The 15,424-nt window shown below is 39.9% G+C and carries 11 protein-coding genes; 5 read left to right on the top strand and 6 right to left on the bottom strand.

Going from position 1 to position 15,424, the window contains the following annotated elements:
• Positions 1-34: 34 nt before the first annotated feature.
• The 3 genes from NOS7107_RS25190 to NOS7107_RS25180 all read right to left on the bottom strand — a co-directional run bounded on the left by NOS7107_RS25190 (position 35) and on the right by NOS7107_RS25180 (position 3,743).
• Positions 35-1,078: a 3-deoxy-7-phosphoheptulonate synthase gene (locus tag NOS7107_RS25190; protein ID WP_015115765.1), complete on the bottom strand. Its 1,044-nt coding sequence runs from the start codon at positions 1,076-1,078 to the stop codon at positions 35-37.
• A gap of 259 nt (positions 1,079-1,337) precedes the next feature.
• A complete protein-coding gene (locus tag NOS7107_RS25185) occupies positions 1,338-2,996 on the bottom strand; it encodes an alpha-amylase family glycosyl hydrolase (protein ID WP_015115764.1) in 1,659 nt (552 codons plus the stop codon).
• Positions 2,997-3,368: 372 nt separating this feature from the next.
• Positions 3,369-3,743: a DUF1823 family protein gene (locus NOS7107_RS25180; RefSeq protein ID WP_015115763.1), complete on the bottom strand. Its 375-nt coding sequence runs from the start codon at positions 3,741-3,743 to the stop codon at positions 3,369-3,371.
• Positions 3,744-3,984: 241 nt separating this feature from the next.
• Between NOS7107_RS25180 and NOS7107_RS25175 the strand changes: the two genes are divergently transcribed.
• Positions 3,985-4,278 (top strand): acylphosphatase, encoded by a 294-nt coding sequence (locus NOS7107_RS25175; protein ID WP_015115762.1) that lies wholly within the window; start codon positions 3,985-3,987, stop codon positions 4,276-4,278.
• A 101-nt stretch (positions 4,279-4,379) separates the two neighbouring features.
• Here NOS7107_RS25175 and mgtE read toward each other — a convergent pair whose 3' ends face one another.
• Entirely contained in the window at positions 4,380-5,780 is a 1,401-nt protein-coding gene (gene mgtE, locus NOS7107_RS25170; RefSeq protein ID WP_015115761.1) for a magnesium transporter, read from the bottom strand.
• Between the two features lie 422 nt (positions 5,781-6,202).
• On the opposite strand from mgtE, the gene NOS7107_RS25165 reads away from it, so the two are divergent.
• From NOS7107_RS25165 to NOS7107_RS25155, 3 genes are all read left to right on the top strand, one after another.
• The gene (locus tag NOS7107_RS25165; RefSeq protein ID WP_015115760.1) at positions 6,203-6,856 is read left to right on the top strand and encodes a MotA/TolQ/ExbB proton channel family protein; all 654 of its coding nucleotides are present in this window, start codon (positions 6,203-6,205) and stop codon (positions 6,854-6,856) included.
• Positions 6,840-7,244, top strand: a complete 405-nt coding sequence (locus NOS7107_RS25160; protein ID WP_015115759.1) for a biopolymer transporter ExbD — start codon at positions 6,840-6,842, stop codon at positions 7,242-7,244. The genes NOS7107_RS25165 and NOS7107_RS25160 overlap by 17 nt, the downstream gene beginning before the upstream one ends.
• 287 nt (positions 7,245-7,531) lie before the next feature.
• Positions 7,532-9,577, top strand: a complete 2,046-nt coding sequence (locus tag NOS7107_RS25155) for a serine/threonine-protein kinase (RefSeq protein WP_015115758.1) — start codon at positions 7,532-7,534, stop codon at positions 9,575-9,577.
• 426 nt (positions 9,578-10,003) lie between these two features.
• Here the strand turns inward: NOS7107_RS25155 and NOS7107_RS25145 are convergent, their stop codons facing one another.
• On the bottom strand, positions 10,004-10,567 hold the full coding sequence (locus NOS7107_RS25145) for a Uma2 family endonuclease (RefSeq protein WP_015115756.1): 564 nt from the start codon (positions 10,565-10,567) through the stop codon (positions 10,004-10,006).
• Positions 10,568-10,879: 312 nt separating this feature from the next.
• Between NOS7107_RS25145 and NOS7107_RS25140 the strand changes: the two genes are divergently transcribed.
• A complete protein-coding gene (locus NOS7107_RS25140; RefSeq protein ID WP_015115755.1) occupies positions 10,880-11,458 on the top strand; it encodes a Uma2 family endonuclease in 579 nt (192 codons plus the stop codon).
• 145 nt (positions 11,459-11,603) lie between these two features.
• Here the strand turns inward: NOS7107_RS25140 and NOS7107_RS25135 are convergent, their stop codons facing one another.
• Positions 11,604-15,377: a tetratricopeptide repeat protein gene (locus tag NOS7107_RS25135; protein WP_015115754.1), complete on the bottom strand. Its 3,774-nt coding sequence runs from the start codon at positions 15,375-15,377 to the stop codon at positions 11,604-11,606.
• Positions 15,378-15,424: the final 47 nt, after the last annotated feature.

The following is a 15,424-nucleotide window of genomic DNA, read 5'->3' as shown; positions in this document are numbered from 1 at the left end:
AATCTAGAGACGTTGCAATGCAACGTCTCTACTACTACCTCAATTTTTCATGGGCTGCCAAAATAATTTTTTCTGTTTCTTCCCAACCAATACATTTATCGGTTACAGAAACCCCATACTTTAATTCTTCTGGCTGGCAATTTAATGGTTGATTGCCTTCATATAAATGCGATTCCAACATCATCCCCACTATTGAAGTATTACCATCAACGATTTGTTGAATCACATCTTCAAATACTTGAGACTGTAATTTGTAGTCTTTATTAGTATTGCCATGACTACAGTCAATCACAATTCTTGGGGGTAAATTAGACTCTTTTAATTTGTCTTCTACTAATTTGACATTAGCAGCATCGTAATTAGGCTGATTTCCACCACGTAAAATCACATGACCGTAGGGATTCCCTTTCGTTTGAAAAACACTGACTTGTCCTTTATTATTAATCCCTAAAAAGTTATGAGGACTTTTAGCTGAGTGGAGTGCATTTAAAGCTACTTGAATATTCCCATCAGTGCCATTTTTAAAACCTACGGGCATAGAAAGTCCGCTAGACATTTCCCGGTGCGTTTGTGATTCTGTGGTTCTTGCCCCAATGGCTGACCATGTAATTAGTTCACTGATATATTGCGGGATGATGGGATCTAAGGCTTCTGTACCAGCGGGTAATTCTAATTCTGTAATTTTTAATAGCAAGCTTCTGGCAGTTAATAAGCCTTTCTCTACATGGAAAGAATCATCCATATCAGGGTCATTAATTAAGCCTTTCCAGCCTACTGTTGTTCTAGGTTTTTCAAAGTAAACTCGCATAACTAATAAGAGTTTATCTTTGACTTTATCAGCTAATATTTTTAATTTCTCAGCATATTCTATCGCTGCTTTTGTGTCGTGGATAGAACAAGGCCCAACTACAATAAATTTTCTACTATCCTGAAAATCTAAAATATGTTCTAGTTCTTCTCTATAGTTTAAAACTGTATGTTCTGCCGATTTAGTGATTGGCAATCTTGTTTTAACGTCGTGAGGCGTTAATAAGATGTGAGAACTTTTAATGTTAGTATTAGATAATTTATTGTGCATGGAGAGACTCTGGAGATTTTGGTGATCTCGTTGCTGGAGTGAAAAGTAATATACACATTTTAGGTCAAAAGCACAACAATCAATTCATGGATTTTTATTTAAACAGACTTTATTCCTGAGTCTATTGATAGTTTAATTGTACTTGTGGAGGAGAATAATTGCTGGCGATCGCCCACTATCTAATCACAAATAAAAAGGGGGCAAATATAGCCCCCTTGACTGCGTTATAATCTGCCTAACTCAATGTCAGAGAATCCTGTTATTGCCAAACGAATACTTTAGCTTCATAAGGGCCAAGATCAGTTATAATCCCATCATCGCCAGCCTCAACATCATAATTAGCAGTCCACTCATGCCAAGTACCGCCACAAGGAAAGTTAGGCACATGATAGCCGCCTAAAAAGTTTTCGGAAAAATTGGCTACTACAACTACACGGGAACCTTCATCATTCCAACGGCTATAAGCCACTACCTTAGCTTCAGGGTTTTCATGGATAAAATCAATATTTTCGGTGTATAAGGCATGACTATTTTTCCGTAAATGAATCAAGCCTTTGTAGTAATCAAATAAACTCCGATTTAAATCATTACCTAGTAGTGTCCAATCAATTTTTGATGATTCTGGTGTTTTAGGTTTGTATTCGCCAAACTCTTGTCCCATCCATACCAAAGGTACACCAACAGCCGTCATCAAAATAGCCACACCTAATTTAATGCGCCTAAAAGCTTCTTCATCGAAAATGTTTCGATTACCTAACTCAACTATCACGCGATTATGGTCATGGTTGGTAAGATAATTAACAACATTAGTCGCACCCATGAAACCTTGACGTTTCGGATCAATCACATCCTTGAGGTTTTCTAAATCAAACCTATCACCGCAAATATGTGCTGTGACTGTGTGCATAAAACTATCATGCCAACAGCCATCCATCGGCCCATCAATATTGGTAATACTAGTAGTTTCTGGGATGTGTTCAGCAACATTATAAAAAGGTTTAGCACCAGCAGTTTTTTTCGCTTCTTGGACTATCCAGTGCATGAAATCATAATTTGCTATTTGTCTAGCTGCATCGTAGCGAATGCCATCTATATGATATTCTTGCACCCAAAAACGGACTGTATCACCAATAAATTTGCGTGCGGGATAAGTCTCTAAATTTTCATCGTATAACTCATAATTAAATTCTGGCCCCCAGCTATTATCAGGGTCACGGGGCGCATGGTGATACCAATAATCATGATCTATTTGAGTTAAGGGACTAGAAGATTCTGAGTGATTATAAATCCCATCCATAATCACCCGAATACCCCGGTTATGGCATTCATCTATGAGTTGCTTTAACCCTTCTGTAGAACCATAACTCGATTCAGTTGCGAAAAAATAACGTGGATTATAACCCCAACTATGATCACCAGGATATTCTTTAACTGGTAGTAACTCAATCGCGTTAATTCCTAACTCACATAAATAATCTAACTTTTCAATAACGTGTTTATATTTACCTCTAGCATAAGGGTCATCTTCACCACCAGAAAAATCCCCAACATGTAATTCATAAATAACTAATTCATGGTCTGCTGGTAAGGATTTATCATCATGATGCCAGACGTAAGTATCAACAATTTTTTTTCCATCTTTAATGCGGATTACACTATTATCTTTACTGCCTAATTCGTCAATATCAGTTGCATAGGGATCTGTTACCTCTACCCATTGATCTGCTTCAAAGAACCATGATTTGGACTGAACACGGAATTTATATTGATAAACACCATCTTCTAATTCTACAGTTGTGCGAAAATAGCCATCTTCTCCTTTTTTCATTGAAATTTCTTGCCAATCAGAAAAAGAAGCAATTAATGCAGCGCCTTTGTTATAAGGGGCAAATAAAGTAAATTCAATGGAATTAGCCATAAAAATTTTTCAAGTATATAAAGCGAATATCAGTATTTTCGTAATTATTAATCAATTTGCAAATCGGTCTACAGAAATAATTAAACAATCACTTCCTCTATCTATAGATATACTAGATAATATCTAAATGGGTGTTTTTTGCAGGATAATTACGAAAATTACTGAATATTTGGCAATAATTAACTATCTACCTTCAGGCGATAGATTTTCTAAAATAAATGAAAATAATTTTATATATGATTTTTCAAAAATAATATTCAGTTGAAATATTTTCATATCAACTGAATATTGCTAGAGCAGTTACATGGCATTGCGTTATGACTTCAGCCTAAATACTCAAGATTTATTGAATATTTTAAACCTCTCAAATAACTATAATTCTGGATTTTGTTGCTGCCAATAACTTAACAACCAATTAGCGGCTGTGGCTCTGCGTGTTTCTCTGGGCGTAAATTCCCCAATTTTATAACCTTTAAAACCCAATTTTTCTTTGACAATCTGTTTATATTCTTTGGGGATAGAACGAGTTAACTTCATGGTTGCAGGACGACTTTCGAGAAAATTAGGCGGTTCTGGGTATTCATCTCGCCATTCGAGGATAACTTCGTTACTTTCCCATTTATTTGTTGTGGAGTTATAGCGATATCCTAAATAGTACCAGACTAACTGATTGACCGTAGCGTCATCAATTTGATCCTTGAGGATTCCCCAAATTGTATCGGGATTTAAAGGTGGTAAATTAGACATAAGTAAGGCAGAATTCAAATTCTAAAATTAACAGATTGATAGATGGTGATCTGTAATTAGGGATGCAGACATCCGCTGATTATGAGGATGTACAAACAATAATTTATCATTATCTTCGGCTACTATTACAGCAGTTGCATTTGCGAAAAAACTGAACCACCAAAACTTGAGTGTGCAATTAAAATTTTGTTCTAGATTCACATAACAGGTAGACTGGAAATCGTAAAGAATTCACCAGTTTATGCAAGATTCAGCACAACTACCAGAAATAATTCGCGCCCATGTCTTAATTTCTGGCCGAGTTCAAGGAGTGGGCTATCGCTATGCAACAGTTGATACCGCCAGCCAGTTGGGTTTAACTGGTTGGGTACGAAATCTTCCTGATAGCCGGGTCGAAGCGGTATTTGAAGGGGCGCGGGTGGTTGTGGAGGAAATGATTCGTTGGTGTCACTCTGTCCCACCTGCGGCGATAGTGCAGGAGGTGGTGACTGAGTATGAGGAACCAGAAGGTTTGCGGGGGTTTGAAGTTAAGTAGTTTGGGGAATTGATAAATGCGGGATGAATTTGCTCACGCAGAGACGCAAAGGCGCAGAGAGAATCAAAAGTTTCATGTTTGAGTAGTTGATATGGCAATGTCTACAACTTTAAAATTACCCGTGCCAAATTGAAATAAATTAAAACGCCTAAGACATCGACGGCTGTAGTGATAAATGGTGCTGACATTAAAGCTGGGTCTAAGCGCAACATCCGGAATAAAAATGGCAGTGCGGAACCAGAGACAGAAGCTAAGATGGAAATTGCTACTAAACTACTACCGACTGCGATCGCCACTTCAATTCGTCCTTGCAAAAAGTAAGCCCAGACTGTAGCTACTATCCCCAACATACCACCTAACAATAAACCAGCGATCGCTTCTCTGCCAATTACTTGCAATGGCCCAAGGGAACGAATTTCATCTGTGTTCATCCCGCGTATCACTACTGTAGAAGATTGAGCGCCAACGTTACCACCAGTCCCTGTTAATAAAGGAATAAAGGCTGTTAGTGTGACTACTTTGGTTAAAATATCTTCTTGAGATTTAATAATTGTGCCTGTAACCGTATTAGTGATTAATAAAACAAATAACCATAGCACTCGTTTACGCGCTACTTCCATTAAATTCATTTGGAAATAATTATCGCCACTCGACTGCACACCACCACCTAAAGCGTAAATATCTTTGGTGGTTTCTTCTTCTAAAATATCAATGACATCATCGACTGTGACAATTCCCACTAAAAGCTGTTGTTTATCTACTACAGGCACAGCTAAAAAGTCATATCTTTGAATTATTCTCGCTACTTCTTCTTGGTCTGTATCTGTGCGAACAAATACCACATCACGGGTCATAATTTCACCAATGATTTGTTCTGGCTGAGATGTTACCACATCTCGCAAAGATACAATTCCTGTTAACCTTCTATCTGCATCGGTGACATAAAGATAATAAATGATTTCACTGGCACTAGCCAAACGACGAATTCGCTCTAGAGCCTGAGTGACTGTAATATTTTCTTTCAGGGAAATAAACTCTAGAGTCATAATTCGCCCGGCTGTATTAGGTTCATAACCCAACAGCAAAGCTGTCGCTTGACGTTCTACAGGACTTAATTGTTCTAGTAAACGATTGACAACTTTTGCAGGTAACTCATCAAATAACCTAGCCCTGTCATCCGAGGACATTTGATCGACAATATCTCGGACTTCTTGACTTTTTAATTCTTCAATCAGCCGTTCTTGTACGCTATAGTCTAGATATTCATAAACTGCGATCGCCTCATCCTTAGAAAGCAAACGAAAAGCCAGAGCGTGCATTGCTTCGGGTAAACCTTCAATAGCTTCAGCAATGTCCGCAGGTTGTACAGGTACAAGAATCGCTTTTGCTGCTTGTAAATCGGCTGATTCTAGCAGCATTTGCAATTGAGTCCGCACCAAATCGCGTAATTCTCTACGGGAAACATCCGGGAAGGAAGAGTTTAAGTTGTTCGTCTCAGTCAATTTCCACTTTCCTCAGCCAGTTTTGAATAAGGTTGCTGCCCCTAGTCTATGAGACAATGCGGGAATAGGAAACCTTAAATGATGTATTTTTTTTTACTTCAAGTCAACACCTGCTTTGATTTATTGCAATTTCTTATTAGTTAATGAGTTCTGATAAAACGGTCTGTAGGTTAAATCAGGCAATCAAGCTAAACATACCTTAGTTAACCTCTCGCCAATGTCTGCCTAGGTAAGTACTTAATTGGTAACAACTTGAGCTACTCAAACTTTGAAAGAGGACGATTAATCATGTCATCAAAAATAAATTTAACTTGACATAGCTATGTATTTTTTATATCGCTTATTGATAAGATATATCATTTAGTACCGTAAACTGCTAGTCTAACTGTAACGCTGTCCATTTTAGTTCCTAGAGATATTACATGTTCATGAATCAGCTGTTTCAAGCAGGCGGCGTGGTCATGTGGCCCCTGCTGGTGTTTAGTGTGGTAGGAATTGCCTTAATTATCGAGCGAGTCCGCTTTTGGTATCGCATCAATACTCGGCAAAATCGCGTAGTCAGAGAAGTATTGAATCTCTACCGCCTCGATAATGTTGTTGGCGCGTTGGATAAATTGCAAAAGAATGCAGATTTGCCGATGACAAGGATTTTTTTAGCGGCGCTGCAACTAGAAGAACCAAACCCAGAAGAATTTCGTCTCGCTTTAGAAAGTGAAGCGCAAGCCGAAATCCCGGTTCTCAAACGTTTTCAAAATATATTTGACACAATTATTGGTCTTGCACCACTTTTAGGCCTACTGGGTACTGTTTTGGGTTTGATTGCTTCTTTCGCATCATTAAACTTGGGTGATGTAGGCGGGACACAGACCACAGGAGTTACCGCAGGTATTAGTGAAGCGCTAGTTTCTACAGCTTCAGGATTAGTCGTAGCTATTTTTACACTTTTATTTGCTAATACCTTTCGCGGGTTATATCAACGCCAGATTGCCGCAATACAAGAATATGGTGGACAATTAGAACTGCTCTATCGCCGCCGCTATGAACGAGGAGACAGAACCTATGCGTCTACAAGATGAGCCGGATTTACCACCGCAAATTAACATTGTACCGATGATTGATGTGATATTTGCGATTTTGACATTTTTTATTATGTCAACGTTATTTTTAACTCGCTCAGAAGGTTTACCCGTCAACTTGCCCAAAGCGGCGACAGCCAAACAGCAGCAAGTTCCAGCGAAAATTACTGTCACAGTCGATCAAGATGGAGTAGTAAGTGTCAACCGTCAACCAACCACTGTTGAAGGTTTAGCCGAACAATTGCGTACCTTGGTAGGCGATAACCAAGAAGCATTAGTAATTGTGAATGCTGATGCAACAGTCACCCACGGTAAAGTAGTGGCAGTGATGGATCAAGTTAGACAAGTCCAGGGGGCAAAATTAGCGATCGCCACACAAAAGCCTTAGTTATTATTAGTCATGAGTCATTAGTCATTTGTCTTGACTAATGACACTCTTAACCTGTCTGCTACTTTTGCCTAGCTGCTATAATCGATAAAATTCAGCTGATGACTCTCTTCGTTTTCCAGCATTGAGGAAAACTTATGAGCATTTACCAAAATTGACTATATAATTGATTCCCCACTCCCCATTACCTGCGGGATCTACCATCAATACGTGAGAGTCAATCATAATCTAGGGAAATATCGGGGTTAATTTAGTAAAAATTTTTATGCAGTTGCGCCTGTCAGATAATGATCTGCTGCTTAAATCCCGATTGTCCAAATCCCCTAAATCCTAAAGGAAAGCAGTCATGCCAAACTTGTAGCACCCCTTTGGTACCACTGTTAAGAAATCGCTTTCGGGTGATTCGGGTGCTTTCCGATGAGGGGGGATTTGGTAGAACTTATTTATCTGAAGATACCGATAAACTCAATGAACTGTGTGTAATTAAGCAATTAGCACCGAAATTTCAAGGAACTTGGTCACAGAAAAAAGCAATGGAGTTATTTGCAGAAGAAGCCAAACGACTGCAACAACTCGGCGAACATCCCCAAATTCCCACACTAATTGCATACTTTGAACAAGATAACTGCCTTTATTTGGTGCAACAGTTTATTAATGGGCAGAACTTGTTAAAAGAATTACAACAGCGCAAAGTCTATAAAGCGAATGAAATTCAAGCAATTTTACTCGATTTGCTGCCTGTACTCAAATTCATTCACGATCGCGGTGTGATTCACCGAGACATTAAACCAGAAAATTTAATTCGCTGTCGATATGATGGGCGACTTAGCTTGATTGATTTTGGTTCATCTAAGCAATTAACCGAAAAAGTCAAGAATAAAAATGGTACATCCATTGGTTCGCATGGTTATTCTCCACTGGAACAAATCAGAGATGGGAAAGCTTACCCAGCTAGTGATTTGTTCAGTTTGGGGGCTACCTGTTTTCATCTACTAACGGGAACATCCCCTTTTCAATTGTGGATGGAACATGGCTATGGCTGGGCGAACAGTTGGCGGGAATATTTGCGTAGTCCTTTGTCGCCAGAATTGGAAGGGGTGATGACAAAGCTGTTGCAAAAAGACTTAAGCCAACGCTACCAGTCAGCCGATGAAGTGATTAAAGATTTGATTCCATCACTCCCACGCGCCTTACCCGCTGCGGGACAGTCATCGGGAAAATTCACCGTAACTCAACCAAAATCAAAGTTCTCCTTTAAATATGCTTTTGTTAAAAGTTTAGTTTTAGGCGCTGCTTTCATTTTGTTATTTGGTTTTAGTGATTCTTGGTATCAAAAATATCGCCAAATTCAAACTAGTGTTTTATCGAGACTGAAGCCAGGAAATTACAGTTCTACTCAGGGTGAAGTTGTTTTTGGTCAGTCACCCAATGTTCCAGTTAAAAATATTTCCTTAACTAAAACCCTCAAAGGTGCGGCAAAATCTGTTGTCTCTGTCGCCATTAGTCCCGATGGGCAGACAATTGCTAGTAGTGGCGAAGGGGAACGTAATATTAAAATGTGGAATATTGCCACAGGAAAAGAAATACTCACCCTAAATGGACATTCGCAAAAAGTCAATGCTGTGGCTATTAGTCCCAATGGCAAAACTTTGGTCAGCGGGAGTGATGATCAAACTATTAAAGCCTGGAATTTGAGTACAGGGAAAATAGTCTATTCGCTAACGGGACACACTGATTCCATTCAAGCATTAGCTATTAGTCCCAATGGAAAAATTTTGGTCAGCGGGAGTGATGATAACACCCTGAAAATGTGGAATTTAGGCACAGGTAAATTAATTCGCACACTTAAAGGACATAAATATTGGGTGCGGTCAGTTGCTATTAGCCCAGATGGACGTAACTTAGCCAGTGGGAGTTTTGATAAAACCATAAAACTTTGGCATCTTTATCAAGATGACCCAGCCCGCACATTGACGGGAAATCCCAATACAATCACATCAGTAGCCTTTAGTCCTGATAGTACCACTTTAGCCAGCGCCAGCCGCGATCGCACCATTAAACTTTGGGATGTCGCATCCGGCGAAGTTATTCGCACCTTAACAGGTCATGCAAACACCGTTACCTGTGTGGCTTTTAGCCCAGATGGTATGACCTTAGCCAGTGCCAGCCGCGATCGTACCATCAAACTTTGGAATTTAGCCACAGGAGAAGTCTTAAATACATTAACAGGTCATGCAGATACAGTGACATCCGTCGGTTTTACGGCTGATGGTAAGACTATTATCAGCGGCAGCGAAGATAATACCATCAAGGTTTGGCGAATAGCACAGTAAAGATAGCTTTTGGGTGATTGTATTTTAGTTTGTAGTGAGAGCGATCGCGTTTTATCCTTGAAGCTTCGGGTTTATAACCTGACAGTTCAGGCTTGAAACGAGAATGTTCCTGTTCAAAACAAGAACGTTTTAGTTTGAAACGAGAATGCTTTAGTTTGAAACGAGAAGATTCCTGTTTCAAATGAGAATGTTCGGATATGAAACAAGAATATTCCTGTTTCAAACGAGAATGTTCGAGTTCAAAAGCTGAAATTTGGTGTTCATAACTCAAAATGACACCATCAAAACACATCTAAAACTCTTCTTTGCGCCTTTGCGCGGCAGTCGCTACAAGTCGGGAAACCCGCCCAACGCGCTGCCTTGCCTTTGCGTGAGACAAAAATAGAAGACTCAGAGAACACAGAGGGAGAGGAAAGAGGTAGTAATTTATCTACCGAAGATTTCATTGACCGTAATTGTGACATCAGAGAAACCTGGAATTGATAAAGTTTCACCACCAGCAAACTTTTGCATAAACTGATATCCTGTGGCGGTTGGTTGTTGATAAACTTCCACAACTTGTTCATTAATATCTACTAACCAAACCGCAATTATATTAGCTTCCGCATATAAAGGAATCTTTTCTTCCCTGTCATAGATTATTGTTGAATCAGCAACTTCAATCAGTAAGAAAATATCTTGAGGTTTAGGGTGTGCATCTGCATAAAAATCATCACGGGGTTTGAGTAAAGCCACATCTGGCTGCGGTTGTGAATTATCGCTCAGTTCCACAGGGTCTTGAATAGCAATGAGAACTTTATCCCTTAACTTACTAGACAAGAGTTTATTTAAGCACTTTACACAAGCAGCGTGTTTTGTCCCAATCGGCGACATCTCAATAATTTCTCCCCGGATTAATTCAACTCGCTCATCTTCTGTAAGAATCCCCAACTCAAACATTTTGTGGTATTGCTGCACTGTGAATTTACGTCTTAATAACTGTACAGTCATCACCGCCTCCACTGTCGCTTGTCTCTTAATTATGGAATATCAATGACTGGAGCAAGCTAAAATACTCCTGAATCTTTGTGGTTAAAGCTCGATACTTACAGTTATTTTAAGAATAGGTAGACAATGCTTCTCGGATAAAGGTTGATTCATCCTAGATGCAGATCCCCCCGCCTGCGGCGACCTCCTTTTTAAGGTGGTAAACAGAAAAATAGCCCTGCTTTTTTAAGGGGGGTTGGGGGGATCTGCAAGAACTCATAACGCTAAACCGAAAAGTATTGGGATAGATGAGTTTTTTCTGTTGCCTTTTACTCTATGACAGCAATTACATTAAACCTCAATTCTATAATTCAACTCACAAGAGAACAATTTTATCAACTCTGTGAAGAAAATCCCGATTTAAAATTAGAACGCAATGCCCAAGGAGAATTAATTATTATGCCACCCACAGGAGGAGAGACAGGCAAAAGCAATTCTCATGTTAATGGTCAAATATGGTTCTGGAATGATCAACATCAGTTAGGAGAAGTATTTGATTCATCAACTGGATTTACTTTACCAAATAGTGCTGACCGTTCGCCCGATGTTTCTTGGGTAGCAAAATCTCGTTGGGATGCGTTAACGAAAGAACAAAAAGAGAAATTTATTCCGCTATGTCCTGATTTTGTCATTGAGATACTCTCACCTAATGACAGCTTAAAAAAAACTCAAAATAAAATGCAAGAGTATATCGAAAATGGCTGTCGTTTAGGTTGGTTAATTAATCGCAAAAAACAAGAAGTAGAAATTTATCGTCCGGGAAAAGATGTGGAAATTCTCAAATCACCTCAGACTCTCTCTGGTGAAGATGTGCTACCTGGGTTTGTACTCAATATGCAGAAAATTTGGGCGTGATGTCAGCAGAAACTTATGAGGTTGAAATGAGAGAGCAATGCCATATTCCTTAATTACAAATTCCAAATTAATATAACTTTCTCGTCACTCTCCGCGCTTCTGTGTCTCTGCGTGAATCTTAACAGCTTCATTTTTAGATATTGCACTAACGATATGCTTTTATTAAAAATAGAACATAATTTCTCTGCGCTGTCCTGGTGTAAGGATGACCTACACCCAAAGTGCGCTGATAAATTTCCACAGATTGGTGATATAAAGGTTCGGCTTCACGATACCTTCTGGTTGTATGGTAGAGACATGCCAGATTATGCAGACTAGTGGCGACATCATGGTGTTCTACTCCTAACAAGCGTTTCCTGAGTTTTAAAGCTTGCAGAAATAGCTGTTCGGCTTTACTATACCTTCTTGTCTCACGGTAAAGTTCTCCCAGATTATGTAGGTTAGCGGCAACATTGAGATTTTCTGCTCCTAACAAGCGTTTATTGAGTTTTAAAGCTTGTAGAAACAATGCTTCAGCTTCACTGTAGCGTTTTGTTGACTTGTAGAGAAACGCCAAATTATTCATGACAGTAGCAACATTAGGATGTTCTGTTCCTAACAGGCGTTGAATGAGTTCTAAAGCTTCCTGATAAAGAGGTTCAGCTTCCTTGTATCTTCCTATTGATTCATAAAGTTCTGCCAAATTACTCAAGCTAGTGGCAACAGCGAAATGTTCTACTCCTAACAAGCGTTGAATGATTTCTAAAGCTTGGCGATAGAGGGGTTCGGCTTTGCTGTACCTTCCTTGTAATTTGTAAAGTGCCGCCAGATTATTTAAGCTGTTGGCAACAGCGAGATGTTCTGCTCCTAACAAGCGTTGCCTGATTTCTAAAGCTTGCAGAAATAAGGTTTCGGCTTTACTGTACCTTCCTATTGATTCGTAAAGTTCTGCCAGATGATTCAAGCTAGTGGCAACATCGAGATGTTCTGTTCCTAACAGGCGTTGCCTGATTTCTAAAGCTTGGCGATAGAGGGGTTCGGCTTCATTGTAGCGTCCTGTCAAAGAATAGATTTCTGCTAGATTATTCAGGCTAGTGGCAACATCGAGATGTTCTGTTCCTAACAGGCGTTGCCTGATTTCTAAAGCTTGCCGATAAAGAGGTTCGGCTTCGCTGTAGCGTTCTGTCAAATAGTAGAGTCCTGACAGATAATTCAGGCTAGTGACGACATCAAGGTGTTCTGTTCCTAGCAGGCGTTGGTTTAATTCTAAAGCTTGTAAAAACAAAGGTTCAGCTTCATTGTAGCGTCCTGTCAAAGAATAGATTTCTGCTAAATTATTCAGGCTAGTGACGACATCAAGGTGTTCTGTTCCTAGCAGGCGTTGCCTGAGTTCTAAAACTTGACGATACCAAGGTTCAGCTTCACTGTAGCGTCCTGTTGCATAGTAGACTTCTGCAAGATGATTCATGATAATGGCGACATCGGGATGTTCTGCGCCTAACGACCTTTGCCAGAGTTCTAAAACTTGGAGATAAAAAGGTTCGGCTTCACTGTACCTTTCTGTTGCACGGTAGAGTTTTGCCAGATTAATCATACTAATGGCGATATCGGGATGTTCTGCTCTTAACAAACGTTGGTTGAGTTCTAAAGCTTGCCGATACAATGGTTCAGCCTCACTATACCTTTCTGTCGCATAGTAAAGTTCCGCCAGATTATTCAGGCTAATGGCGACATCGGGATGTTCTGTTCCTAACAAACGTTTTCTAAGTTCTAAAACTTGCAGAAACAAAGATTCGGCTTCACTGTAGCGTTTTGTTACACGGTAAAGTTCTCCCAGATTACTCTGGATTAGGATGACATTGGGATGTTCTGCTCCTAACAGGCGTTGCTTGATCTCTAAAGCTTGCTGGTATAGAACTTCGGCTTCACTGTACCTTCCTGTCACGCTGTAGAGTTTAGCCAGATTATTCAGGCAAATGGCAGCATCGAGATGTTCTGTTCCTAACAGGCGTTGCTTGATCTCTAAAGCTTGCTGATACAGAACTTCGGCTTCACTGTACCTTCCTGTCAAACGGTAGATTAATGCCAGATTATTCTGGATAGGTGTGACAGAAATATCTTCTGCTCCTGATAAGCGTTGCTGGATTTCTAAAGCTTGCTTATAAAGAACTTCAGCCTCACTGTAACGTCCTGTGACGCGGTAGAATCTAGCCAGATTATTCTGGATAGAGGTAACAACAAGATGTTCTGCTCCTCCTAATAGGTGTTGAATGAGTTCTAAAGCTTGCAGAAATAATGGTTCAGCTTCACTGTACCGTGCTGTCACACAGTAGAGTTCTGCCAAATTATTCTGGCTCATGGCAACGGCGGGATGTTCTGCACCAAGGCGACTTTTAATTAATTCTAAACACTGGCTCAACCAAGGTTCTGCTTCTTGATATAGTCCTTGCCCTTGATAAAAATGGCCTAATCCGGTAAAAGGGGTGATTAAATCTTCATCCTTAATGAATGGTGTTAGATGATTTGTTGCTTCTGCTACATGAGGAATTAGGGGAGTGAGTTGTTGAATTAAATCAAGAGTTGGCTGGAAAGGAATTAGCTTTGCTACTGTTACCATCTGCGCGGCAAAATCTGTCTTCACCTCATCCGCTTTGCTTGACTTATCCAACTTCATTTGGAAATATTGCCGAATTAAGGTGTGTAAACGATAAATTCCTTTGCTTTTGCGTTGTAATAAATGCAGTTCTAACAAATCACGAATGGCTTTCTCTCGAATTTCTCGCTGTTCATCATCTTCCATTCCTTCCACATCAAAAGGAATATCAGCTAAAGCATATAAACTTAGCGAACAACCCAGATTTCTTGCATTTTCATCTAACTTGTCCCAACTCAAATTAAAAGCTTCAGCCACACCATATTCATAACGCATCAACGGGTTAGCCTCAGCCATTGCTTCATGTTCCAACCGCTTTCTCTCTAACCGTTTCAACAGTGTTTGCAGTGATAAATCTGGCATTGTATCCAGATATCGTCCCACCAACTCTAAAGCTAAAGGCAAATATCCCAAGAATTTACAGATTTTTCTCGCCACCAAAGGCTCATTTTTTAATCTGTCTCTCCCCACCAGCGACTTTAATAATTGCATCGCCGCCAATGGTTTGAGAACACCCAAGCTTAATTGTGGCAAAGTTCTATCAAACCCCAGGCGAGTTGTGAGCAACGTTTTAAACTTAGATGAGTTCGCAGGAATATAAGGCTTAACCTGAGTTTTGTAGTCGGTGATATCATCAAATACCAGCAAAACATCCCCAGCATCCCATCTATCCCAGCAAAGTTTTACCCGATCTACTAACTCTCGGTCATCGGGTGCGATAAATTGAAATTTCGCTTCTGCAAATCTGAGAATTTGAATCCCGACATCAATACCCTGCGCTGATAACCAACACACCCCACCAGGATATTTTTGCAAGTTTTGTTGAGCATACTGGGTTGCAAGTTCAGTTTTCCCAACACCACCCATCCCCGCCACCGCAACAATAGCAACTTGCTGCGATTGTTGTATCATCTCGTGCAGTCGTTGTAATTCCGCTTCTCTCCCAACAAATCTTTCCCAAGGTACAGCCGGGGGGATATTGTGCTGAATTTCTTTTTTCGGCTGGGTGTCGGTAACACCGTTATATTTTGCTGTTAGGTAAGCCTTTAATGTTTCAAACTTTCTGCGTTGACGTTTAGCTAACTCAGGACAACTCTCCGCAAACTTACTATACACCGGACTCATCCGCTTTTTAAAAGCAGAAAGCTCAATTTCTAATAAGTTGGCAATTTCTTGTTCACTTTTACCTGAGTTTTCCGCCTGAAACCTAACTAAAAAAGCTGCCGTTTGCTCTGGGGATAACTCATGAGTAGCCGCTTGTTGTCGTAAAAACTCATCCCATTGCATAGACAGCCTGAAAAAATCTAGTTGATTCTACTTATCTTCTACTTGAT

The organism is Nostoc sp. PCC 7107, assembly GCF_000316625.1.
In the GTDB taxonomy this organism is placed as follows: domain Bacteria; phylum Cyanobacteriota; class Cyanobacteriia; order Cyanobacteriales; family Nostocaceae; genus Nostoc_B.
This window is presented reverse-complemented; position numbering and strand designations above follow the sequence as displayed.

Coding starts and splice junctions, on each gene's coding strand:
- NOS7107_RS25155 (WP_015115758.1), top strand. CDS start 7,532: ATGATCTGCTGCTTAAATCCCGATTGTCCAAATCCCCTAAATCCTAAA.
- NOS7107_RS25175 (WP_015115762.1), top strand. CDS start 3,985: ATGCAAGATTCAGCACAACTACCAGAAATAATTCGCGCCCATGTCTTA.
- NOS7107_RS25145 (WP_015115756.1), bottom strand. CDS start 10,567: ATGACTGTACAGTTATTAAGACGTAAATTCACAGTGCAGCAATACCAC.
- NOS7107_RS25190 (WP_015115765.1), bottom strand. CDS start 1,078: ATGCACAATAAATTATCTAATACTAACATTAAAAGTTCTCACATCTTA.
- NOS7107_RS25185 (WP_015115764.1), bottom strand. CDS start 2,996: ATGGCTAATTCCATTGAATTTACTTTATTTGCCCCTTATAACAAAGGC.
- NOS7107_RS25160 (WP_015115759.1), top strand. CDS start 6,840: ATGCGTCTACAAGATGAGCCGGATTTACCACCGCAAATTAACATTGTA.
- NOS7107_RS25135 (WP_015115754.1), bottom strand. CDS start 15,377: ATGCAATGGGATGAGTTTTTACGACAACAAGCGGCTACTCATGAGTTA.
- NOS7107_RS25165 (WP_015115760.1), top strand. CDS start 6,203: ATGTTCATGAATCAGCTGTTTCAAGCAGGCGGCGTGGTCATGTGGCCC.
- NOS7107_RS25180 (WP_015115763.1), bottom strand. CDS start 3,743: ATGTCTAATTTACCACCTTTAAATCCCGATACAATTTGGGGAATCCTC.
- NOS7107_RS25140 (WP_015115755.1), top strand. CDS start 10,880: ATGACAGCAATTACATTAAACCTCAATTCTATAATTCAACTCACAAGA.